Here is a 25,179-nt window from a genome sequence, read left to right as displayed (position 1 = left end):
CATTTTACCGCAGAAAAAACCGGGCCCGGCGAATAATCCATACGGATCGCATTCGTTTTGTCATTTCACCGACACCACTTTTTATATAAATAAAATTGATGATAAAAGCAAAACAATAAAATCAGCTCATTACTCCCGCTCGCGTAATATCTTTTTTTATGATTAATAATCATATAGATAATTAATTTCCATCAAAATCAGCACATCATGCTAATCGTTCTGATTGACTATCCTCATTCCAAAACCGACACTCAATTTCAGTAATATATATCAATGATTTCATTTTTTTAGAAATATAACACCGGTAAACAATGAATTTAAGGAGTACTACAAGGTACACACTTATGTCATTAACTAAATTTCATATTTAGGAGGCCATTATCAATGGATCAAATAACCCGAATTCTTGAAAAACTGAATCAGCAACGCAGCGGTGAAACAACCGTGACACTGGCAGATTTTATGCCGATGTCCCTTGCAGAGATCCGCAGCCAAAACACAGGCCGGTTATCGCGTGAAGAAGCACAGTTACTACACCGTGCAGCGCAAAAAGAAAAGCAAAACAACATTCTCTATACCGCCCGGATGCTGACCCGCGCTAACCCGCTGCTGAAAAAAGAAATGAATACTGCCCGTTATTACGGCGCCACCCCATATGGCTATGATAATATTATTCCGCCGCGTGCAGAGAAATTTGTCGCACCCGGCGCCGTCTCTTCCATGTTTTCCCCTGCCGGTTATCTGACTGAGCTGTACCGTGAAGCACGGGGACTGCATCCAAAAGACAGTGACCGTAATCTGGATAAGCGCCGTCCGGACCTGGCAAAACTGGTGCTCTCTCAGGACAATCTGGATAACGAAATCTCTGCTCTGTCACTGGCTAATGAGCAACTGGAAACGGCGCTGATGGCGCAAACCGGTAAGACAGACAAAAACAAATATTATGAAACCCTGGCGACCTCCCGCCGCAGTGGTGTAACCCCGTATAACGCGCCGTTTGAGGGAATACATAATGCCCTGGCACAGCGGAATTTTGTCCTGCCGGATAATATTCTCAGCAACCCTGCGAAGTTTGCCATACTGGCGGCATACGACGCCGGTATCTCACCAAAGTTATATAACATACTGACAGAAGACACAGAGTCATTAACCGGCTCCGATCTGGAAAAGTCTCTCAAAAGAAACTTCCCGAAGGTTAAGATTAAAGACCTGATGACTCTGGATGCGCTGGCCAATTATTATGAGCTTCCGGCAGATGACATTCAGGCCCTTGTTGCTGCCGAAATAACAGGCCGGTTACCAACACCGGATGTGTATAACGGTGATAATAAACTGGTAATACCGGTAATAAGCACTGACGGAAACATCACATTCAGTGAACTGGCCAAAACACAGAGTGATGAAAAACAGGCAGACTATATTGATTTAATTCCGCAGGGTGGTAATCAGTTTTTAGTTAATTTTAGTGTAAAGGAAACCATAAAAGACGCGCCGCATTTTAGTATAGGCTATGGTAAATCGTTTGATAACCTGGCAGATAAAAATGGTTTTGTTCCTCTCGCCGGGGAGCACTACAGTATCCCCGTCACACTGGATGCTGAGCTTCTGGAAGCAGAGACTGAAATCGGCATCACCAGAAAAAAACCAGAACCTGCCAGCGACGGGAACCATTACACCTCAGCCACCTTCACCATCCATCCCAATGCAGAACCGGGTATATGGCTCCTCAGACTCAACAAAACACTGCGTCTGGCAAAAGTCAGCGGTATGACCCCGCACGAAACACAACATGCATTAATCCACGTAAGAAATGATTCAAGCGAATACGAATTACGCCGTTTCACCGAAACGCTGCTTTACCGTAAACGTTACGGTATTGATACTGAAACAGCATTAATGCTGTGTAACGCCGGTATCAGCAGAGTCAGCTATGACGGGCAGATCAGCCATTTTGACCGCCTGTTTAATAATCCGCCGCTGAATGGTGTAACTTACACTTTAGGTGGTGATGATATGCCGATGGAACCGGATGCCGAAGACCCGCGTCGTGAAGTCCTGAAACGCGCTTTCCGGGTAGATAATACCGGTTTGTGGCAACTATTTGTTATCACAAATCGTAGAAACAAATCCAAAACTATCGAAAACAAGACAGAAAAACTTCGTGGTCTGTTATTTGTTCGTCTGCTGGCGGATGTGCACAACCTGACAGTAGCACAACTGGATGCTCTGCTGCAGATTTCCCCTTACAGTTCAATGAACGTTTACGATTTAGATGGCAAAATACGCCAGGGAATGCTCTCTTTTCTGTCCCGGATCACCCAATGGCTGAATACACAAAATATCACGGTTGAACAACTGATGCTGCTGCTGGATAAAATATCTCCGGCGGCGCCGACCAAAGAGATGCAGGTCCTGCTGGATCTCCTGCGTAACGGTGGTATTGACAAAACCAATACAAAAACGCTGTATACCACCATGGCACCGGTGATTACTGCAGCTATGCAACTGGACGTCACGGAATCAGGGGAAGCTCTGCTGCGCTGGCTGGATAACAATCATACCGCAGGGATACCCACCACCACCGGGGCCTGGAAGCTTATTATCAAAAAAGCGCCGTCTGATGACGAAAAGAAAAAATTGGCGGCATGGTGCCAGGCACTGGCACAGCGTGCATTGACAATTCGTACCTTTACACTCAGTAATGCCGAACTTCAGACATTGTCACAGGGTGCACCGGCCGGAACCATTACTGAACTGTATAACATCAGTGATTTCCATAACCTGATTAACCGCTGCGGTGGACAGGCCGGTACGGTACTGGATGCACTGCAAAGCGGGACACTGACAGTTAAAATTCTGGCACAAGCACTGAATCTGTCAGAAGAGGTGATTACTCAGGCACTGACACTGGCCGGACAAAAACCGGAACTGACCACATGGGCACAGCTGGCCACATTGCCGCCACGGCTGGATTTGGCAGATACCCTGCATATCACCCCGAAAGATATCACCACTCTGCTGACAGTGTCTGAAAATGCGAAACCTTCTTATACAGACCTCTCCGCACTGGCCGGATTGTTACAGGCCGGTCTGAGCGAACAACAGACCAAACAACTGCAAAATCAGTCTGAGCCGCGCCGCAATGAAGCCCTCAGCGGGGAGTACCGCTCTCTGGTTATGAACAACCCGGTGGCAGACCGTGATGATATCTGGCGTAATCTGCTGGTGGACGGAAAAGTCAGCGCTGAAATCACCACCACCCTGCTGGCAGATGCCATCGCCGGTATTCAGCTCTATATTAACCGCACTATTGCCGGTGATGAGCCGGGTGCTGACAGTGACGCTCTTGAGCGTCAGTTCTTTAAAGACTGGGATGCCTGTAATAAACGCTACAGTACCTGGGCGGGTGTGTCTCAGTTAGTCTATTACCCTGAAAACTTCGTTGATCCGACCCTCCGTACCGGTCAGACCGGGATGATGAACACCATGCTGGAGCAGCTTTCACAAAGTGAGCTCAACAAAGATACCCTGGAAAACGGCTTCCGCCAGTACCTGACCGCCTTTGAGCAGGTCGCTGACCTGAAAGTAGTCAGCGGTTATCATGATACGGTTAATATTAATCAGGGTAACACCTGGTTTATCGGTACCAGCCAGACTGAGCCGAAAAAATATTACTGGCGCAAAGCCGATCACAGTAAATGTCAGAATGGCCGTTTTGCCGCCAATGCCTGGAGTGACTGGAAAGAAATTACCTGTGCGGTGAATCCTTATGGGGATATGGTGCGTCCGGTGATTTTCCATTCACGTCTTTATTTGTTATGGATTGAAAAACAAGTACAGAAAGATAACACCGGTAAAGATACGGCATCTTTTACCCTGAAGCTGACACATGTCAAATATGATGGCAGCTGGGCTTCGCCGTTCAGTTATGATATTACTGAAAAAAACATATCCGAGTGGAAAAAAACGGGTCTGTACTGTGCCGCCAGCCAGGAAGATAATTCACTGCTCATTGCCTGGTATCAAATAGAAAAGGAAACACAGCCCAATAGCTTCGGGCTACATATTCAGCCGGACATGAGCTGTAAAAAAGAACCGAATATAGCAGGGATATTAGCCACGGTTACCCATCAATTAGATACAGAAACTACCGTCAGGGTAAACACCCTCCTGAATCGTATATCCTCTTTCGAATTTACCCTGGAAAAACAAGAGGGGAATAAAGAAATTGATCTGGTCATCTCCCATGGCGACTATACTGTCAAAACTGAAAACAGTATATCTGCACTGATATTGAACCCTACTGCTTATATTAACATCACCCCCTATAAATTATTTAATTATATTCCTGATTTTTATCGCAAGAAATATATTACTCATCTTAACTCTCATTCCGGTACGGTTTATGCTCCGGAATCAAAAAAAATGGAGCCTGCCGATAATTCTATATCCGATAAGATTAACGCTTGTGCCATATATACTTATAATAACCAGCCACCGAAAAAACATATTTCTCTTTCCATTGGTAGAATTTATCCGCTAATTACTCCTCTTGAGCTGGTAGGCCGTAAACTCGCGAGTTTCTTTATAAAGCACGCAGAAACATCAATGTTGTATTTTACATATGGAGATGTTACCGACGATAGGTTAACGTTGGAGGAAGATAAATATACTATCAGCACTGGTGAAAAAAAACTGGGCACGCTTAGCTTGGGCAAAATGATAGCACAAGTCAAAACAATCAGTTCAGATGATATCTCCATTGAGATTGAACTAAATAGTACGAAATTTGAAACAATAACAGGTAGTGACGTCGGACTCCGGCCACCATTATACCCGACAGTCTCAAGAGAAACACTGGCATTCCCGTTTGGGAAACTGTCTATAACCATTCCCGCTGGTGCAGATATTAATAACCTGGATTGTACTATAAAAGTCAGGTTCAAGAATACAGATGTTCTTGCAGCTACTACCACTTATAAACTGGTTATAAAAAAAACTGATCCAGTTCAAAAAGTCATCTCCCTGTACACCACGCCGGACGGCGCTCAATATATGGAATGGGATGGTTACCGTACCCGGTTAAACACACTGTTCACCCGCCAGTTAATTGAGCGTGCCAATAACGGAATTGACGCAATATTATCCCCTGAAACCCAGTATCTGCCTGAACCGAAACCGGGACAGGGCACCTATGTCACACTGACACTGAAACCGTATGACAAGAATACCCACGGCACTAACCGGGCATTTACGATTTATTACAGCAATGATGCCACAGGCTCCGGCAAATTTCCTGTTTACAGTGGCTCACTCAGTGTTACCGATAATACAGAAGTAAAATTATTTATTCCGCTGATTAAACCCGGAAAAAATGCGGTGAGTCAGTCTGCTGGTGCGCAGCAGGATACTTTATATCTCAATGCTACATACCAGAAAGAAGCAACAAAACAAATCCTGCTGTTCCGTACCGATAATAATCCTGAAGGCTGGACATTGGATAAAAGCGTTAACAACGGCACCTTCGCCGGCCTGGCAGAAAACGGCGTCACCGGTTTATTACAATCCGGTGAACCGATGGATTTCAGCGGTGCCAATGCCCTTTATTTCTGGGAATTGTTTTATTACACTCCGATGATGGTAGCAACGCGTCTGTTGCAGGAGCAAAACTTTACCGAAGCTAACCGCTGGTTAAGCTATATCTGGCAGCCTGCTGCAAGCGGTGCCGGTGACTGGCGCGTGCGTCCGCTGAAAGAAGACACGTCCTGGAACGCCGACCCGCTGGATTCGGTTGATCCCGATGCGGTCGCCCAGAATGATCCGATGCATTACAAAGTCAGCACCCTGATGAAACTGCTGGATCTGCTGATTGCCCGTGGTGACAAAGCTTACCGCATGCAGGAACGCGATACCCTTAATGAAGCCAAAATGTGGTATATGCAGGCGCTGGGGCTGCTCGGGGATAAACCTGTCAGCATTTTCAGCAATGGTTGGGAAAATCCGTCACTAAGCAATGCAGCAGATAAAACTCAGGCAAAACAGTTTCATGACGAAATCAGCCGTATCCGCAGCGGCGGTCTGCTGCCTGACGTCCGCACTGCTAATACCCTGACCGGATTGTTCCGGCCACAGCAAAACGAAAAACTGCTCGGCTACTGGCAGATGCTGGAAATGCGCCTGTTTAACTTGCGTAATAATCTCTCCATTGATGGTCAGCCGTTATCGCTGCCGGTCTTTGCCGCACCGGCAGACCCGGCCGCACTGCTCAGTGCCGCAGCCGCAGCCTCCGGTGGCAGCAAACCTTTACCGTCTGCTGACATCCCGGCAATGCGCTTCCCGCAGGCACTGGACAGTGCACGTTCACTGACCGGGCAGCTGATGCAGTTCGGTTCCACCCTCCTGGGGCTGATTGAGCGCCGGGATGCGGAGGCGATGAGTGAACTGCTGCAAAACCAGGCCGGTGAGCTGATGCTCTCTTCCCTGCGTATGCAGGAACAGGCTCTCACCGAACTGGATGCCGAGAAGAAAACACTGGAACAGAGCCGTGCCGGTGCACAGTCCCGCGTTGACAGCTACCGCGCCCTGTATGATGAAAATGTCAGTGCGGAAGAAAAACGGACCATGGATCTGTACCTCTCTTCCGCAATACTGAGCACCTCCATTGGCGTGCTGGATATGGCCGCCGCCGCTGCCGATATGGCTCCGAACATCTTCGGCGTGGCCGTGGGGGGCAGCCGCTGGGGCGGTATCCCGAAAGCAATTGGTGCAGGTATGAGCCTGGCAGCCTCCGCCACCAAAATTACTGCGGATAATATCAGCCAGTCTGAAGCATGGCGCCGCCGCCGTCAGGAATGGGAAATCCAGAAAAATAATGCCGAATCTGAAGTGAAACAGATTGATGCCCAACTGGAAGCCCTGGCCGTCCGCCGCACCGCCACAGAGATGCAGCGCGAACACCTGGAAATCCAGCAGGCGCAGACTCAGGCACAACTGGAATTCCTGCAGCGCAAATTCAGTAATAAAGCGCTCTACAGCTGGCTGCGCGGCCGTCTGGCATCCATCTATTACCGCTTCTATGACCTGACAGCGGCACGCTGCATGATGGCGGAAAAAGCTTACGCATGGCAGACCAATGATACGGCTACCCGCTACATCAAATCAGGCGCATGGCAGAGCAATAACGCCGGGCTGATGGCCGGGGAATCTTTGCTGCTGAACCTGGCAGAGATGGAACAGGCATGGCTGAAACGGGATAGTCGCTCACTGGAGGTCACCCGTACTGTTTCTCTGGCGGCAGTGTACCGTACTGACAATGTGACTCTGGCAGAAGGAATTGCTGACCTCCTGAAAGGTAATGGCAGCGGGAATATACCGGCATCAACCGGGCTTTCAATGACCGCCGATAACCAATTGCATGCCGCGTTCAATCTGAAAGCACTGAACATTAAAGATGACTACCCTGAGGCTCTGGGCACAACACGCCGTATCAAACAGATCAGTGTGACATTACCGGCACTCGTAGAGCCCTATCAGGATATGCGGGCCATATTCCGCTATGGCGGTAACTCGTTGCCGGCCGGCTGCAAAGCCATTGCGCTATCCCACGGTATCAATGATGACGGCCTGTTCCGGCTTGATTTCAATGACGGCCGCTGGCTGCCGTTTGAAGGTATCCCGGTGGATGATGATAACAGCCTGACCCTGAGCTTCCCGGACGCAACCGGTGAGAAGCAGAAACCACTGCTACTCAGCCTGACCGACATCATCATTCATATCCGTTACACCATTTGTTAATTTTTATCCTGGCGACAAGCTGCGGGTATCAGATTGTCGCCAATAAAAACAACCCGCAGTGATCAATAACAGCCTGTCATTCAGGCTGTTATTTTTTTATTCATACTGCAGACGGGTGACTTTACCCGGCGTGCAGTCAAAATTGATCGCGCGGGCGATAGCCTGTCCCTGCTCCTGAGAAAATGCCGGATTCGTGACCGGGCTGAACATATCAGCATAATCAAGACTGACTTTGCCGTAAATAAACCCGCCTATAAGGGGATTATTCACTGAATACATTTGCGGCAGCATTGCCATCATTGAGGATACCGGCACACCGATAAGGTGCTTTTCAAGATCACCTTCCTGTATTGTGTCCTGAGGATAAAACCACAATGGCGTACTGATAAAAAAGCGGGCATTATCATTCATGTTGGTCAGGATATATCTGACCAGCTCAATGGCGGTATCTCTGTCCAGATGCTCAATCACATCCGGCAGACAAATAACATCATATTTGGCAAATAATTCCTGCGGGATATCCTGTGCCAGTCCGTGCCAGACATTCCGGTACCAAAACCGATATCCAGCACATTTACGGAAAGCTGAGTCATCAGGTCAGTTAACTGAAAAACCAACCCCCGGGGAGAGGCGGAGCTCCCGGCACTGATCCCCTGAAACATTTTTTGTCTGCATGAAAAACGGTAATCCTTTACTGTCTGTACCAGCATTACTGCCCTCACTAATCAGGATATTTTCTTACACGGAAGTTCCTCATGCTACCTGAGCAGCATAAGAAAAATATAGGAATCACTGACATTCCCGCGGTAAAAAAAATGCCGGTCAAATCATGACCGGCATACTTCACAACAGGAGAGCCCGGATAAATCAGGACTCACATATATCAATGCTGAGCTCTGACGGCGGCAGGCCTATTTGCAGGATGACCGGCTCATAATCCGCTGAGCCGCTCCAGTGGCGGGCAATTTTACGCGCCAGCAGGAACCCTGCTGCGCCGCCCAGCAGACCACCCGCGAGAACCGCAGACTGACTTTCCGTCAGTGCCTGCACCAGCCCCGCACCGGCAAATAAACCCAGCAGCGGCGTGAGATACACCAGCATTGCCGAGCGCAGCAGGCTGCCTTCCGGGATCCCGACTTCCACTTTCTGGCCGGTCACCAGCGGTTCACTGACCGGAATTTCAAGCTGATGCTCCGCTTCCGGCCCCAGTTTATTCAGCAGATAAGAGCCGCATGCCGCCCGGGCTTTGCAACTGCCGCATCCGGCAGATGACCCGTAACGCAACACCGCACGCCCGTCCTGCCAGCGCACCACGGTTGCCCACTCTTTTACCATATTAACCTCCGCTGAATGTCACACCGTCAGCTATCTGCCGGGCTGTCGCCGGGGGCAGTTCGCCAAAGACAGTGATCTCATTATCACCTTTACGTATGGTGTACAGCGTACGCGAACCCTGGCGCATTGTCTGTTGATTTTCTGGTGTCTTCACCGCTTTGGCGACATTCACGGAAAATGAGAACAGGCCGTCACTGAACATCACGGTCTCAACCCATTCCTGCTCACCCACTTGGCGGCGGTTGCGGGTCATTTCTTTAAACCCGTTCGGCAGACGCATCACATCCCAGTCAAATTTGATCTTTTCCGGCTGCGGAATAGCCAGTACCGGTGGCATAGTGACAGACTGTACCGCTTTCAGTGCTTCTGTCACACTGCTGTTATTCACGGAAGCAGAAACCACGCGGAACTGTTCGAGTGAGACATTATTCTGATCCAGCAGGTCCACCTGTAACGGCAGGCCGGTTTCTTCATCTGCGACCACAATATAATTGTAACGTGAGTTATCTTTTGAGGTGATGCGCACGACCCGTCCCGGATGATCGCCGATATGGATCCGTCCGACATCAATAAAATTGTAATAGGCTTTCAGCGCATTGAAGTCCGCAAAAATAATCGACGGCAGATAATCAACAATGTGATTACCGCTCAGGCTGAATGAATCCAGCCCCGGCTCATAGTAGCTGATCTCCTGACCACGCTGGACAATTTCCCGGCGGGAGCTGTCCATCTGCATAATCTGGGCGACAGGCTGACCATCCATAACCGCATAGCGGTAACGGACCGGCGTGATACCTTTCGGGGAGATGGTGATAAAAGAGAGTTCATAACTGAGTGTGCGGGAAGCGTTACCCATATTCTGCAGCAACGCCTCAGCACTTTGTTGTGCTGAGGCCGGTGCTGCGAGTAACAGGCTGCCCGTCAGAAAAGCAACGGATAACCAGATTCGTTTCATTACTACTGCTGTGGTTGTGAAGACACGCGACCCTGTTCCGGGGTGGCTGTCTGTTTAACTTCAGGCTGACCATCCGTGTGTACACGGCGATCCAGTTCATACTGCTGGAAAATCGCATTCAGACGCGCACCGCGCTCCTGATCAAAACGGGTTTGCGGGGCAAGACCGGCGCCGTTTTTCAGATCGAGGCTGACAGGTGACGCACTGCCCATAAACGGAACGGTATTGAATGCGGATGCATCACCGTTAACCACGCTCTCTGTGCCGTCGGTATTATAGTGCTGAACACCGATAATCACGGCCAGTGATACACAGGCTGCCATACCGATTTGTGTTAACTGACTGGCCCACGGGCGCAGTTTTGCCACAAATCCGTAATCACGCCATGTTTTCGGTTCAGGCTGAGACTCAGGGATCGCCTGAGGTGCGATATAAACCGGCTCCTGCGCCAGTGCTTCAGCTACCCGTGACGCAATATCAAAATGCATAACATCCGGCAGGTCGCCGCGCATGGTATCACGGATAAGGTGATAACCAGCCCATTCTGCCTGCAGATCTGCATCCTGTGTCAGTGCGGTAACCACTTCACTGTCAAGAGTTTCTCCGTCCATCAGTGCGGAAAGTGTCTCTTTTTGCATGCCTACGTTCCCTTCAGTGTGATTTAAGTGCTCACTGATTTTGTATCAGTGGCTGAACTTTATTATCGATGGCTTCGCGTGCGCGGAAGATACGGGAACGAACCGTGCCGACCGGGCAATCCATAATCTCAGCTATTTCTTCATAGCTCAGACCATCGAGCTCACGCAATGTAATCGCCGTTTTCAAATCCTCAGGTAAGGAATCGATCGTGCGGAAAACCACCGCTCTTAATTCTTCAGACAACATTAAGTTCTCAGGGTTCGAAATTTCTTTTAACGCCCCTGAGGATTCAAAATTCTCAGCATCTCCGGCATCCACATCACTGGACGGCGGGCGGCGCCCCTGAGCAACCAGGTAATTCTTTGCTGTATTGACCGCAATACGGTACAGCCAGGTATAAAATGCACTGTCACCGCGAAATGACCCGACTGCGCGGTACGCCTTAATAAAGGACTCCTGCGCCACATCCGGAACATCACTCTGCGGAACATAACGGGATACCAGACTCGCCACCTTGTGCTGATAACGTACCACCAGCATATTAAAGGCTTTCTGATCCCCTTTCTGTACCCGATCAACCAGCATTTGATCCGTTAACTGCTCGCTCATTCGCAGTGTTATCTCCCGAAGCTCAGCTTCACCATTCTCTTTCCTGTTTCGCTTCACTTCATCATGAGCAAGCGATACTTTGAGTCAGCTAAAATAGCGAAGTTCATTTTTCTTTTAAAAAAATTACAAAAAAGGATCCTTTTTGTGATCCTCACTACATATTTTCCGGATAAATCCTGCGTATTTATCCGCAGCCTGTTTTTCCGGCAATTAACGTTACAGATTACCACGTTTTCAGCGGTAATCCCTCTGATAATCACGGAAAATTGCCGCAGGACAGTGTAAATATCCTGTAAAATCCGCTTTTGACTGAAAAAAGCACCGCCGTAACCGCTACAATGACGCAGTTCAGTATTTCAGATAAAAACCGGTGATAAATGATTTGAAATCAGCGCTGTAACGGCCCTCTTCCGTTTTAATACTCATCGTTTTGTGCAGCGCACTGACCGGACGGCGCGATAAGGCGATTAATGTCCGGTGAAAAGGGGTATCCGGTTTATCTGACACGGCAATCTGTGTGTGCAGAAACCAGTTCTGCTCACCGGCGGCGGCAATAAAACTCTGTCCGGTGGTGTACGGCAGCACCACACAGAACAGACCGTCCGGCGTGATAAGCTGTGCCGCATGCCGCAGCAGCTGAGGATGTTCCAGTGATGTGGTGTAACGGGCAGTTTCCCGGGCACTGTCACGGCAGGCGACCGCCGGGGCAAAATACGGCGGATTACTGACAATAAGCGCATAACGGGATTCCGGACAGGCAGCGGTAAACTCACCGATATCCTGATGAAACACCTGCATCCGGTCGCTCCACGGTGACGCGAGGAAATTCTCTGCGGCCTGCGCTGCAGCGTCAGCATCAATATCCACCGCATCAATCCGTGTATCCGGCAATGACCGCTGCGCCAGCATCAGCGCCACCAGCCCGCTGCCGGTACCGATATCCAGAATACGGCGGGCATTTTCACACGGTGCCCAGCCACCGAGCAGCACCCCGTCGGTACCGACTTTCATGGCACAACGGTCGTGGGCCACAAAAAATTGTTTGCAGGCAAAACCACGGCGGCGCGGAGGTTGTTTTTCGTTTGTCATCATCACTGAACTGTTTGTCTGTTAAAATAAAGAAAACCCGGCGACAGGATACGGACTTCTGCCCGCAGAAGAAAGTCCCGCACGCTGACAACTATTTTTGATGAAGATCCTGTCCAAGCCGTTTATAATCAGCGGTCCAAACAGAGGTATATAATGACTGCAACTACTTTTTCTGAACTTGAACTGAACGATGAACTGATCCGCGCACTGGATGCCAAGGGCTATGAGCGCCCGACCGCCATCCAGGAAGCCACTATTCCGGCTGCGCTGGATAATCGTGATATTCTGGGTTCAGCCCCGACCGGCACCGGCAAAACTGCCGCTTATCTGCTGCCGGCCATTCAGCACCTGTCTGACTTCCCGCGTAAAAAATCCGGGCCGCCACGCGTGCTTATTCTGACCCCGACCCGCGAACTGGCTATGCAAGTGGCGGATCAGGCCAGAGAATTCTGTCAGTTCACCCATCACGATGTCGCCACCATCACCGGCGGCGTAGCTTATATGAACCACGCCGAAGTGTTCAGTGAGAACCAGGATATTGTTGTCGCGACCACCGGGCGTCTGCTGCAGTATATAAAAGAAGAGAACTTTGACTGCCGCGCGGTTGAGATCCTGATCCTCGACGAAGCTGACCGCATGCTGGACATGGGCTTTGCCAACGATATCGAAACCATCGCCGGTGAAACCCGCTGGCGCACACAGACTATGCTGTTCTCCGCCACCCTCGAAGGTCAGGCTATCCGCGATTTCGCCAAACGGATCCTGAACGAGCCGGTTGAGATCGAAGCTGACCCGTCACGCCGTGAGCGCAAAAAAATCCAGCAGTTCTACCTGCGTGCCGATGACCTGGAGCACAAGAAAGCCCTGCTCGCACATTTGCTGAAACAACCGGATGTCACCAAAACGGTGGTGTTTGTCCGCAAACGTGAGCGCGTGCGTGAACTGTCTGACTGGCTGCGCACACAGGATATTGTCTCCTGCTATCTTGAAGGCGAAATGGTTCAGGCGAAACGCAACGAAGCCATCAGCCGTATGACTGACGGCCGTGCTACTGTGCTTATCGCCACCGATGTGGCCTCCCGCGGGATCGACATCGAAGATATCAGCCACGTATTTAACTTTGACCTGCCGCGCACCGCGGATGTCTACCTGCACCGTATCGGGCGCACCGCCCGTGCCGGACGCAAAGGGGTGGCTGTTTCACTGGTGGAATCTCACGACCAGCCGCTGCTCGGCAAAATCATCCGTTATATTGAAGAGCCGGTTAAAATGCGCGTGATTGATGAGCTACGGCCGAAAACCCGTGCGCCATCGGAGAAAGCGACGCACAAGCCGTCGAAAAAAGTGCTCGCCAAGCGCAAAGAGCAGAAAATCGCTGAAACTGAGAAGAAGAAAAAAACCAAAATCCGTCATCGCGTCAGTAAAAATATCGGAAAACGACGCAAGCCAGGCGCAGATCACGCGGGACAAACTCCTGCGGCCGCTGAGCCACAGGAATAAACGGAACTCCTTCTCTCTGATAAAAGAAAACGGACTGTCACAGTCCGTTTTTTTATGCTTACTCCCGGATTTCATCCATCTGTTCCATCGCGGTAACCACCTGCGACAGGGTATGTGCCTTCACGCCGAGAACCAGTTTCTGCAAAACGGAATGCGCATGCTGCGGCGGATAATACTCCAGCGCTATCCGCTGCCCCAGTGCTTTCGGAAGATCCAGCCCGTCCTGGATATGCGTGAGCCAGTCATGCTCCAGCACATAATGACGGATAAGCTCTGCCCCGCGCGCACGCGCCGTCACCAGAGAAACGCCCTCTTCCGCCAGCGTATTTTCCGCCAGCCCCGCCGCATTGAATATCACCGCCGGCTGCTGCAGCACCACAGCACAGAATGATGCCAGCCCGCCGCCGAGAGAATGCCCGACAAACAGCCACGGACAAACGGATTGCGACAACAGATGTGCTGCCAGTGACACCGCCTCCTGATACTGCCGGGCCGGTAATCCGTGCCCCTGGCGGATATTGGTCATCATATCTGACATATCATTACTGCCCGCAAACGCCAGAATACAGGTATCGCGGTAATGATAAATCATACTCTGCAGGCCGGACGGGCTGCTTAACTGCTCTTCTGTCAGCGAAAGCGAAGCCAGAGTCTGCGCATCCGAACGGCTGACACCACCTATATCGCGGCTGCCGGGCTGATAGCTGTCTGAACACAGCCGGGCCAGGGTAATATCATCAGGAAAACCATCCTGCCGGATCCCGCCGGGTGGCGGCTGCAATAAATCCGTTGCGGTTAAATACTGCCGCTGCAAAAGTGACTGACAATGCGGCGTGGATGAGAAAGACAGTAACTGCGAAAAATAGTGTTCAATCAACATAAGTATACCTCCCCGGATACAGAAGGCTTCACTTAACGCTATTCATCACACCGTAACAATATCATTTTTTATCAGTGAGTTACCGACATCCTTATCCGGCAGACATAAAAAAACCACGCCGGAGCGTGGTTTTCGGAACAAGGACTGTTGCCGGAACGATTACAGGCTGGCAGTAAAAGTACGGGCAATAACGTCGCGCTGCTGTTCAGGAGTCAGTGAGTTGAAACGCACTGCATAACCGGAAACACGGATAGTTAACTGCGGGTATTTTTCCGGATGGTTAACTGCATCTTCCAGAGTTTCACGACGCAGAACGTTCACGTTCAGGTGCTGACCACCCTCAACACGGACGGTAGGCTGAACCTGTAAATTCACTTCGCGGTACTCGAAAGGACCTAATGCGGCACGGGAAACAACATCACCGTCTGCATATTGTTCTTTTGCACAGATGCAGCGTACTTCGTCTTTGCTGTCATCCAGCAGCCAGAAAGAGTTAACCAGTGCAGCGTTTTCGGATTTAGTAATTTGAATACCAGTAACCATGATGACCTCCGGGTGATTCGTTATCAATTTATTGATTGTCATTTAACTTGGAATATTGGTCTAACCAATGTCTCTGCATCTTATATACCAAGAATACAGGGGTGATTCTTTGACATATATCAATAAAAATCATATCAATTTTTAGTCGCCATGATAAAAGCCTGTTTTAAATCAAAATTTCATTTTTGCGATTTTCAGGTTTTTTTGTAAAAAATCAGCCATTTTCGCCCTGCCGTTGTGGTTATCAAAACCGGACCCGCAAAAAAATCCCTTCTTATTTCCTAACAACGGATAAGTCAGGTAAGCTGAATGCAACTCTTGTAATAAATGAAGGATAACGACACGATGTCTGCATCACTGACCTGGCATGATGTCATCGGCCATGAGAAAACCCAGCCCTATTTCATTGAAACACTCCGTGTTGTCGCTCATGAACGAGAGATTGGTAAGACCATTTACCCACCACAGAAAGATGTTTTCAACGCATTCCGTTATACGGAGCTGTCTGATGTGCGGGTCGTGATTCTGGGACAGGATCCGTACCACGGGCCGAACCAGGCACACGGTCTCTCTTTCTCTGTGCTGCCGGGCATTCAGCCGCCGCCGTCGCTCGTAAATATGTATAAGGAACTGGAAGCGGATATCCCGGAATTTACCCGGCCGAATCACGGCTGCCTCGTCAGTTGGGCACAACAGGGCGTGTTACTGCTTAATACTGTGCTGACGGTTGAACGCGGCCAGGCACACTCACACGCCAGACTGGGCTGGGAAACGTTTACCGATAATGTGATTGCGGCTGTCAACGCCCATTGTGAAGGTGTGATTTTCCTGCTCTGGGGCGCACATGCCCAGCGGAAAGGCCAGTACATTGATCAGCAAAGGCATGTGATACTGAAAGCACCGCACCCGTCACCGTTGTCCGCACACCGTGGTTTTCTGGGCTGCGGTCACTTCTCAAAAACCAATGCGATACTGACAGAGCGCGGTCAGGCCCCCATCGACTGGCAGCCGGTGATCCCGGCAGAGCTTCAGCCCGGCGCATAATACAGAGACAAAAATGCCGCCCTTGCGGCGGCATGAGATTGCAGACAAAGCAGGATAAAACGTGGTTTTTCCTGCTTTGTATTATCAGCCGAAAATCAATAAATTGATTTTCCTGGTTTATTTTTACAACCTCTTTCGGTCGCCGCCACCCCCTGCGGGTTTGTCAACGGCCTGATGCCGCCTTTGCGGCGGCATTCCGTTGCGTGTGAAACGTTCCTTATTTAGAGACCATCACCATCGCCGGACGCAGCAGGCGGCCGTTTAAGGTGTAGCCTTTCTGCATCACTGTCACCACATGGTTGGACTCGTGATCCGCAGCATCCACCATACTAATGGCCTGATGCACATCCGGATTGAACGGCACTTTTGTCTCTTCGACCACTTCGATACCGAATTTTTTCACGGCATCCAGGAAGGATTTCAGTGTCAGCTCCAGCCCTTCCAGCATACTTTTCTGTGCTTCATCTTCCGGATTCACCGCACTCAGTGCGCGCTCCAGGTTATCAATCACAGGTAATAATTCATTAGAAAAACGTTCTAATGCAAACTTATGGGCTTTTTCAACGTCCTGTTCCATACGGCGGCGGTTGTTTTCAATCTCCGCTTTGGCGCGCAGCATCGCTTCGCGTTCCGTTTTACGGGACTCTTCCAGCTCATGCTCCAGCTCCGCAATACGGGCCTGTGCCGCTGCGGCGGCATCCGCCTGCTCCGTTTCCGGCTGCTCTGCTGCCGTGTTCAGGGTCTCCGCTGCATCTGCAACAGGTTCTTCGTGCGTTTTTTGTTCGTGACTACTCATAAAATCTCCGCGTATTTCGCAATAATCCTGATTCTTGTTTATTATGGGGATCAAACTCAGAGATTCAAGGGAATGGCGATTAAGTGAGGCTAAAACGCACATGCTGACGGACAATACCGCAAAAAACAAATCGTTCCGCTGTATCGGAATTGTCGGCCATCCGCGCCATCCTGAAGCGCTGGCAACACACGAACTGCTGTATCACTGGCTGCTGAAAAAAGGTCTGCGTGTGATTGTCGAAAGTGATGTTGCCGCTGAAATGCGCCTGACCGATGCTGTCACCGGCACGCTGCCGGATATCGGGCAGCAGGCCGACCTGGTGATTGTGATCGGCGGGGACGGCAATATGCTCGGTGCCGCCCGTGTACTCTCCCGCTATGGCGCGGATGTGATCGGCGTGAACCGGGGGAACCTCGGTTTTCTGACTGATCTTGCGCCGGACAATGCACTCCAGCAGCTCGACCGCGTGCTGACCGGGGAATACCACGTCGAAAAACGGTTTCTGCTTGATGCCGGGGTACTCAGCCCCAACGGCAAACTGCGCCGCAGCACCGCGCTCAATGAAGTGGTACTCCACCCCGGAAAAGTCGCCCACATGATTGATTTTGAGGTCTATATTGACGAGCGCTTTGCCTTTTCCCAGCGCTCTGACGGCCTGATCATCACCACCCCGACCGGCTCCACCGCCTATTCTCTTTCTGCGGGCGGACCGATCCTGACACCCAATCTTGATGCTATCGCCCTGGTGCCGATGTTCCCGCACACTCTCTCCTCGCGGCCGCTGGTGATCAGCAGCCACAGCACCATTACCCTGAAATTTCCGCAGACCAATATTGACTATGAAGTCAGCTGTGACAGTCAGATAGCGCTGCCGATACAGGAAGGGGATGTGGTCAGGATCAAACGCAGCAGCAAAACGCTCGATCTCATACACCCGATTGACTATAACTATTTCAATACGTTAAGCACAAAACTCGGCTGGTCCAAAAAAATGTTCTGATTTTTTTCATTCCGCCTCTTTACCGGATACAAATCCTGATTATACTGTATGTAAAAACAGGTGTGTATATATCCACAGGAGAGGCGGCATGTTAACCCAGCTCACCATCAGTCAGTTTGCCATTGTCCGCGAGTTAGAAATCGACTTCCGCGCCGGTATGTCCGCCATCACAGGTGAAACCGGTGCCGGTAAATCCATTGCCATTGATGCACTGGGATTGTGTCTCGGTAACCGCGCGGATGCCAATATGGTGCGCCCCGGCGCTAACCGCGCTGATATCTGCGCCCGCTTCTCCCTGAAAGATACCCCGGCCGCCCGTCTCTGGCTGGAGGAACATCAGTTGGATGATAATCAGGAATGCCTGCTGCGCCGCACTATCAACAGTGACGGGCGTTCCCGTGGTTTTATCAACGGCACAGCCGTACCGCTGTCACAACTGCGTGAGCTGGGCACACTGCTGATCCAAATCCACGGACAGCATGCCCACCAGCACCTGCTGGAAAGCAGCCACCAGAAAATCCTGCTGGATACCTATGCCAACCAGGGCTTACTACTCGGTGAAATGAAAAAAGCCTGGCAACAATGGCACAACGCCTGTCAGGCACTGGCGCTCTATCAGCAGCAGGCACTGGAGCGGGAAGCCCGCCGGCAACTGGTTGATTATCATCTGAAAGAACTCGGTGAATTTGAACCCCGTGAAGGGGAATTTCCGGATATTGATGCGGAATATAAACGCCTGGCGAATGCCGGTCAGTTTCTGAGCCTGAGTCAGGGCACCTTAAACATTCTCAGTGAAAATGATGAAAACAACATCATCAGCATGCTCAATCATGCCCGTCATGAACTCAGCGAGCTGATCTCACTGGATGAAAGCCTGTCCCCGTTACTGACCATGCTGGAAGAAGCCGCCATTCAGGTGGATGAAGTCAGCAATGAACTGCGTCACTACAGTAACCGTGTGGATCTGGATCCGAACCGGCTGTATGAACTCGAACAGCGAATCTCCCGTTACATCAGCCTGAGCCGCAAACATCACACCACGCCGGAAGAGTTATATGTTCTGTATGCACAGTTGCAGGAAGAGCAGCAGATGCAGCAGGAGAGTGAACAGCACAGCGAAGAACTGAGCCGCGAAGCGGAACAGTATTATCAGCAGGCCCTGACGATTGCACAGCAGTTACATATGGTCAGAGAGCACTACGCCGCTGAACTGAGTGAGCTTATCACACAGAGCATGCACCATTTATCGATGCCGCACGGCCGCTTTACCGCTGATGTAATTTTTACCCCGGAACAACTGAGTATGGACGGCGCGAGCAGAGTTGAATTTAATGTCACCACCAACCCGGGACAGCCTCATCAGGCACTGGCGAAAGTGGCATCCGGCGGGGAGTTATCCCGTATTGCACTGGCAATTCAGGTGATCACCGCGAAGAAAATGGACACTCCGGCACTGATTTTCGATGAAGTGGATGTGGGGATCAGCGGCCCGACAGCCGCTATCGTCGGGAAACTGCTGCGTGAGCTGGGCGAATCCACACAGGTCATGTGTGTGACTCACTTACCACAGGTTGCGGGTTGCGGGCATCAGCACTACTTTGTCAGCAAGCACACCAACGGCACGGAAACCGAAACCGCCATGCAGTTGCTGGATAAAAAAGCACGGGTACAGGAACTGGCCCGGTTACTTGCCGGCGCTGCCGTCACCAAAAATACCCTTGCCAGCGCAAAAGAATTGCTGGCAGCATGACAAACAAGCTGATTTCATCTAACTTTTATGCGATCCTGCGGTCATAGAAAAATGTAAAGGTTTTCAATTTGATTATTGTCGATTATCATCGTCACAAAGAATCCTAAAGGAATGAAATCACCATGCGTTGTAAATTGCTGATTGCCGCAACGACATCTTTGTTGCTGTTAACTGCCGGTTGTTCCACTCTGGAGCGTGTCGTTTACCGCCCGGATATCAACCAGGGTAACTACCTGACACCGGCAGACGTGGCGAAGATCCAGAAAGGAATGACCCAACAGCAAGTCGCCTATACACTCGGTACCCCGATGTTACGTGACCCGTTCGGAACACAGACCTGGTATTATGTCTTCCGCCGTGAACCGGGCCATGAGCCGGTGAAACAGGAAACACTGACACTGGTCTTTGACTCAGCCGGTACACTGAGCCAAATCACGAACACCAATTACAAGCCTGACGGCGGTGACGAAACAGCAAGTGAAATCGCCAGTGAGACTGTCACTGACTGATTACCTGTTGTCACGCTGAAACAACGTGTGGTTAGCAACAAAAAACCCGCTGATATATTACGGATCAGCGGGTTTTGTTCATTTATCTGTTCCGGTTTGGTGTTACTGACTGGTGTCACCGGCCAGCCCGCCGCACACAATCCATTCACTGGATTTATAACGAATAATTATTCATCACTATGATTTATCACTCTCCGGTATTTTATCTGTTCCATCCTGGTAATAATCATGATACTCAAACATTACTTTCCTTATATTTCCGCCAATTAGCCGGAGATATATTATTTACCAGGGTAACCACACTATAAAAATGGATATAAATCATTAGTATAATTAACTTTTCAGAAATATCTCACTGACTGATAGTATCGTGCTAGTATTCACGATTATTTTATTTTCACGCATGTTTAATAAGTAAGGTTAATGGCATGTCTAATCGCTTAAAGCTACAGGACGGAAAAACGCTGACTCTTGCATCTTTGGGTGGTGCGCTGGAATTTTACGACTTTATCGTATTCCTCACCTTCGCACCCTTTTTGCAGACACTCTTCTTCCCGAGTGACTCACCGCTGCTTTCGAGCATCATGACCTATCTGACCTATGCGGTCGCTTATTTTGTCCGCCCGCTCAGCGGCGTGATAATGGCACATTTCGGCGACCTGATTGGCCGCAAAAAAATGTTTATGCTCTCCCTGTTCCTGATGGCGATCCCAACCCTGCTGATCGGCCTGCTGCCGACCTATGAGCAGATTGGCTATGCCGCGCCGGTCTTGCTGCTGATTATGCGTCTGTTACAGGGCATCGCATTAGGCGGAGAAGTGCCGAGTGCACACGTCTTTGTCACCGAGCATGTCCCGCAGAACCGTATCGGTCTGGCGAACAGTATGATTGCCAGCGGCCTGACATTCGGCGTGGTTATCGGCCATTTCGCGGCTTACCTGATTTACACCAATTTCAGCAATGACCAGATCTTAAGTTTTGCATGGCGTTATCCGTTTATCTGCGGCGGGGTTTTAGGTCTGATTGCCGTATATTTACGCCGCTATCTGCGTGAAACGCCGGTATTCCTGGAGATGAAAAAGCGCAAAGAACTGATTGATATGCCAATCAAAGAGGTATTGAAGAGCTACAAACCTGCCACGATGATCTCTATTCTTGCTACCTGGCTGCTGACCACCGGTGTGGTTCTGGTCGTCCTGGCACCAAACCTGATGAAATCCGATATTTTTAAAATCGACCCGGAATTTGTCAGTAAAATCGCTATCCTCGCCACCGTCATGAACATGGTCGGCAGCATTATTGCGGGGATTGTGTCCGACAAACTCGGCATCCGCAAAACCGTTGTGATATACAGCATCCTGCTCGCTGCCACCAGCTATGCCTTCTTTAATTCCCTGGGCAGCGGTGACCACACCACGATCGGCTTCTTATATTCCCTGGCCGCCCTGTTCCTGGGTCTGGTTGCCTGTGTGCCGATTATTATTATCAAACTGTTCCCGGCCAATATCCGCTTAAGCGGCATCGGGTTCTCTTATAACATCGGTAACGCCCTGTTCGCCGGACTGACCACCTTCACCGTACCGGTTATCGCTGAACACGTTAACCCGATGTTTATCGCCTACTATATTCTGTTCCTCTGCGCTCTCGGCCTGTTTATCAGCTTCTGCCTCGGCAAAAAATCCATGAAGTTTTATGTCTGATAACGATATCTGATAACAAAGCGCAGTAATAAAAAACGGGGAATATTCCCCGTTTTTTATTTATCTGTGTGACAGTACACTTTTTATAAATCCAGTGACCGTTTCCACAGCAGAAAATCGAACTGCTCCAGACGGTCTGCTTTCACCTTATATTCCCCGCCTGCCGTTTCAATCACGCGCTCAAACAGCCCTTTGCTGATTTCCGGCAATGGCACACCTTCTATTACCGGCCCACAGTCGTAATCGATCATATCTGACAAACGCTGAGCGATAGCGCTGTTGGTGGAAATCTTGACGACCGGCACGATAGGGTTTCCTGTCGGTGTTCCCAGCCCGGTGGAAAAAATAACAACGTTACAGCCCGCAGCCACCAATCCGGTCACCGCATCCACATCATTTCCCGGTGTGCAGACCAGAGACAGTCCGCTGTCCGGCATCGGTTCCGCATAGTCACACACCGCACTGATCGGCGATTTTCCGCCTTTTTTCGCCGCACCGGTTGATTTAATCGCATCGGTAATTAATCCATCAGCAATATTTCCGGGACTCGGGTTATCCGCGATAGTGGTATTAAAGAAGTTCGCGGTTTTCTCATACTGTCCCATCAGATCGAGGAATTTCTTTTTATCCTCAAAGCGGATGCAGCGTTTTACCATATCCCCTTCCGCACCGCACAGCTCCGGGAATTCCGCCAGGCCGGAAGCACCGCCGAGTGTCACCAGCCAGTCCGACACCAGTCCCATCGCCGGATTGCCGGAAATGCCCGAGAACCCGTCAGACGCCCCGCACTTCACGCCGAGCTTAAGATATGACAGCGGTACATCTGTGCGGCTCTGAGGTTTCACCGCTTTCATGCACTCATAGGTTTGTTTCAGCGCCGTCTGCATCATCTCTTCTTCGCTGTTCCATTCCTGCTGCCGGAAATAGAGCGCCGGTTTATCAAATGCCGGATTACGTGCCGCCAGCGACTCTTTGAACATCTTGCGCTGTGCTTTTTCACATCCCAGGCTGAACACAGTAATGCCGATCACATTCGGGTGATCCGCATACGCAGCCAGTACATCACACATGGTTTTACTGTCAGAGGTGGCACCGCCGCAGCCGCTGGTCACAGTAATACAGCGCACACCCTCAATATGCGGGAACAGCTTAGGTTTTGTGGCCTGCACCTGCTCACCGGCGGTCAGATCGAGGGCGAAACTTTTCAGACTGTTATTGGTGTAGCCCAGCGCCTCATTCAGCGCATCCGTCAGTTTGGTAACATTGCGGTTTTCACAGAACACCAGCGGAAAAATCAGCCAGTAGTTAGCTGTTCCGACCCGGCCATCATCACGGACATAACCTTTAAATGTCCGGTCTTTCCAGGCCGACACATCCGGGATCTGCCATTCATAGCCTCCGCTCTCCTCCAGTGATACCGGGGCGGCATAATGGCGGATATTATCCACGGTAATCACTTCCCCGCGGGCAATCGGTTTTGTTGCTTTCCCGACAGCGGTGCCGTACATGGAGACAATACCGCCTTCCGGCACTGCTTCCAGGGCAAACTTGTGTTTGGCTTTCACATCCGTGACCAGAGTGATTGATTCATCACCCCACTGATACACCTCACCGGCATGCAAATCCTTCAGTGCCACGATTAAATTATCAGTTTCATCAATACGTAATATCTTTTGCATAACTCACCTTCCGGTTATTGCCGCCAAAATGACGGCAATGAATCAGGATTATTTTTGTGTGTTCTTTTTCAGTAAGGCAATCAGGAGTGCACAACCGACAGTGATCACCGCGAGTGTGATAATCCCCGCCGTATTGCTGTTCATCAGTTTATCCATTTCCACACGGATGATCGGTGCAAGGAAAGAACAGAATGCCCCCATGGTGGTACAGAACCCGATCCCGGCAGCCAGCGCCGGGCCGCTCAGTAACTGCGGCGGGAATGTCCAGAACACCGGCTGTACCGACAGGAAGCCAACGGCACTGAGACACAGCGCGGCGATCGCAAAGACCGGGCTGGCAAAGGCGGATAATGCCAGACCAACTGCCGCTGCCAGCATACACATCACGGAGATAGCCACACGGCGGGATGGATTTTTATCAGCCAGACGCGGGATGTAATACACACCAAATGCCGAGCATGCCCACGGAATAGCTGCCACCAGAGACGCTTTAAACCCGAGGCTCTGTCCCATCAGGGAAGCCACCTGTGACGGCAGGAAAAACATCAGCCCGTAGACCGAGATCTGGATGGTGCCGTAGATAAGTGCCAGGTGCCAGACCTTGATATTTTTCAGTGCAGACAACACAGATGTGGTTTCTGTTTTCGCATTCTCACTGGCTAACTGCTCTGTCAGCGCTTTCTTCTCTTCCGCTGTCAGGAAGCGGGCTTTCTCCGGGCTGTCATCCAGCCAGAAAAAGGCGAAGACCCCGATAACAACCGCCGGTAAACCTTCAATCACAAACATCCAGAACCAGCCCGGACGCCCCATCCAGCCGTGTAATTCCAGCAGTGCGCCGGATAACGGCGAACCGAGTGTCAGTGCCAGCGGTACGCCGAGAACAAAAATACCAATCACCGAGCCGCGGACTTTATTCGGGAAATAGATGGAGGCCAGTAATAAAATTCCCGGATAAAAACCCGCCTCACCCAGTCCCAGCAGAAAACGCAGCACAATAAATTGCGTCTCGTTGGTCACGAAACCGGTCATTGCGGATAACACACCCCAGATAACCGTTGTAATACTCAGCCACTTTTGTGCGCCGATTTTATTGAGGATCAGGTTTGCCGGGATCCCGAACAGTGCATAAGCGGCGAAGAAAATCCCCGCCCCCAGTGCAAAGGCGGAATCGGACAGCCCGATATCCAGTTGCATGGCATCTTTCGCAAAGCCCACATTCACACGGTCAATAAATGCCACAAAATACAAAATAAACATCAGGGGTACTAAACGCTTCCACGATTTCTGAATCGCGGAATTTAAAGCAGGATTGTCATAAGCTGTGATAGTCGCCATGATAATATTCCCTGTCGGTAAG

General features: G+C 50.5%; 18 protein-coding genes. 7 read left to right on the top strand and 11 right to left on the bottom strand.

What is annotated here, in order from left to right; translation table 11 throughout:
- Window positions 1–384 precede the first annotated feature (384 nt).
- On the top strand, window positions 385–7,794 hold the full coding sequence (locus tag GN208_RS00315) for a neuraminidase-like domain-containing protein (protein WP_004236989.1): 7,410 nt from the start codon (window positions 385–387) through the stop codon (window positions 7,792–7,794).
- Window positions 7,795–7,890: 96 nt separating this feature from the next.
- On the opposite strand, the gene GN208_RS00310 is transcribed toward GN208_RS00315, so the two are convergent.
- The 6 genes from GN208_RS00310 to GN208_RS00285 all read right to left on the bottom strand — a co-directional run bounded on the left by GN208_RS00310 (window position 7,891) and on the right by GN208_RS00285 (window position 12,424).
- Window positions 7,891–8,265, bottom strand: a complete 375-nt coding sequence (locus GN208_RS00310; RefSeq protein WP_004241910.1) for a hypothetical protein — start codon at window positions 8,263–8,265, stop codon at window positions 7,891–7,893.
- 396 nt (window positions 8,266–8,661) lie between these two features.
- Entirely contained in the window at window positions 8,662–9,129 is a 468-nt protein-coding gene (rseC, locus tag GN208_RS00305) for a SoxR-reducing system protein RseC (protein WP_004236992.1), read from the bottom strand.
- A gap of 1 nt (window position 9,130) precedes the next feature.
- Window positions 9,131–10,084: a sigma-E factor regulatory protein RseB gene (rseB, locus tag GN208_RS00300; protein WP_004236993.1), complete on the bottom strand. Its 954-nt coding sequence runs from the start codon at window positions 10,082–10,084 to the stop codon at window positions 9,131–9,133.
- 2 nt (window positions 10,085–10,086) lie between these two features.
- On the bottom strand, window positions 10,087–10,722 hold the full coding sequence (rseA, locus tag GN208_RS00295) for an anti-sigma-E factor RseA (RefSeq protein ID WP_004236995.1): 636 nt from the start codon (window positions 10,720–10,722) through the stop codon (window positions 10,087–10,089).
- A gap of 31 nt (window positions 10,723–10,753) precedes the next feature.
- Window positions 10,754–11,332: an RNA polymerase sigma factor RpoE gene (rpoE, locus tag GN208_RS00290; RefSeq protein WP_004236997.1), complete on the bottom strand. Its 579-nt coding sequence runs from the start codon at window positions 11,330–11,332 to the stop codon at window positions 10,754–10,756.
- 348 nt (window positions 11,333–11,680) lie between these two features.
- Window positions 11,681–12,424 (bottom strand): methyltransferase, encoded by a 744-nt coding sequence (locus GN208_RS00285; protein WP_015422604.1) that lies wholly within the window; start codon window positions 12,422–12,424, stop codon window positions 11,681–11,683.
- Between the two features lie 150 nt (window positions 12,425–12,574).
- On the opposite strand from GN208_RS00285, the gene srmB reads away from it, so the two are divergent.
- A complete protein-coding gene (gene srmB, locus GN208_RS00280) occupies window positions 12,575–13,921 on the top strand; it encodes an ATP-dependent RNA helicase SrmB (protein ID WP_004236999.1) in 1,347 nt (448 codons plus the stop codon).
- A 58-nt stretch (window positions 13,922–13,979) separates the two neighbouring features.
- On the opposite strand, the gene GN208_RS00275 is transcribed toward srmB, so the two are convergent.
- Both GN208_RS00275 and grcA read right to left on the bottom strand, forming a co-directional pair.
- Window positions 13,980–14,801 carry a phospholipase A gene (locus tag GN208_RS00275; RefSeq protein WP_015422603.1) on the bottom strand — a complete coding sequence of 274 codons (822 nt, stop codon included), beginning with the start codon at window positions 14,799–14,801 and terminating at the stop codon, window positions 13,980–13,982.
- Between the two features lie 159 nt (window positions 14,802–14,960).
- Complete coding sequence (grcA, locus tag GN208_RS00270; RefSeq protein ID WP_004237002.1) at window positions 14,961–15,344, bottom strand: autonomous glycyl radical cofactor GrcA; 384 nt, start codon at window positions 15,342–15,344, stop codon at window positions 14,961–14,963.
- A gap of 345 nt (window positions 15,345–15,689) precedes the next feature.
- Here grcA and ung point away from each other — a divergent pair, with 345 nt between their 5' ends.
- Entirely contained in the window at window positions 15,690–16,388 is a 699-nt protein-coding gene (gene ung / locus GN208_RS00265) for a uracil-DNA glycosylase (protein ID WP_015422602.1), read from the top strand.
- 217 nt (window positions 16,389–16,605) lie between these two features.
- Here ung and grpE read toward each other — a convergent pair whose 3' ends face one another.
- On the bottom strand, window positions 16,606–17,184 hold the full coding sequence (gene grpE / locus GN208_RS00260) for a nucleotide exchange factor GrpE (protein ID WP_004237004.1): 579 nt from the start codon (window positions 17,182–17,184) through the stop codon (window positions 16,606–16,608).
- Window positions 17,185–17,284: 100 nt separating this feature from the next.
- Here grpE and nadK point away from each other — a divergent pair, with 100 nt between their 5' ends.
- The 4 genes from nadK to GN208_RS00240 all read left to right on the top strand — a co-directional run bounded on the left by nadK (window position 17,285) and on the right by GN208_RS00240 (window position 22,143).
- Entirely contained in the window at window positions 17,285–18,184 is a 900-nt protein-coding gene (gene nadK, locus GN208_RS00255; RefSeq protein ID WP_004237006.1) for an NAD(+) kinase, read from the top strand.
- Window positions 18,185–18,272: 88 nt separating this feature from the next.
- Window positions 18,273–19,934 carry a DNA repair protein RecN gene (gene recN / locus GN208_RS00250; protein ID WP_004237007.1) on the top strand — a complete coding sequence of 554 codons (1,662 nt, stop codon included), beginning with the start codon at window positions 18,273–18,275 and terminating at the stop codon, window positions 19,932–19,934.
- 122 nt (window positions 19,935–20,056) lie between these two features.
- A complete protein-coding gene (gene bamE / locus GN208_RS00245; RefSeq protein WP_004241898.1) occupies window positions 20,057–20,443 on the top strand; it encodes an outer membrane protein assembly factor BamE in 387 nt (128 codons plus the stop codon).
- Window positions 20,444–20,871: 428 nt separating this feature from the next.
- On the top strand, window positions 20,872–22,143 hold the full coding sequence (locus GN208_RS00240; RefSeq protein WP_004241895.1) for an MFS transporter: 1,272 nt from the start codon (window positions 20,872–20,874) through the stop codon (window positions 22,141–22,143).
- A gap of 83 nt (window positions 22,144–22,226) precedes the next feature.
- On the opposite strand, the gene GN208_RS00235 is transcribed toward GN208_RS00240, so the two are convergent.
- Both GN208_RS00235 and GN208_RS00230 read right to left on the bottom strand, forming a co-directional pair.
- Window positions 22,227–23,822 carry an altronate dehydratase family protein gene (locus GN208_RS00235; RefSeq protein ID WP_004237010.1) on the bottom strand — a complete coding sequence of 532 codons (1,596 nt, stop codon included), beginning with the start codon at window positions 23,820–23,822 and terminating at the stop codon, window positions 22,227–22,229.
- Window positions 23,823–23,870: 48 nt separating this feature from the next.
- Complete coding sequence (locus tag GN208_RS00230; protein ID WP_004241893.1) at window positions 23,871–25,157, bottom strand: MFS transporter; 1,287 nt, start codon at window positions 25,155–25,157, stop codon at window positions 23,871–23,873.
- Between the last annotated feature and the right edge of the window lie 22 nt (window positions 25,158–25,179).

Origin of the sequence: Morganella sp. HSTU-ASny43, from assembly GCF_022819185.1 — a bacterium.
GTDB classification, from domain to species: Bacteria; Pseudomonadota; Gammaproteobacteria; order Enterobacterales; family Enterobacteriaceae; genus Morganella; species Morganella morganii.
Note: the sequence above shows the minus strand (reverse complement) of the source record. Positions and strands in the feature narration are given on the sequence as shown.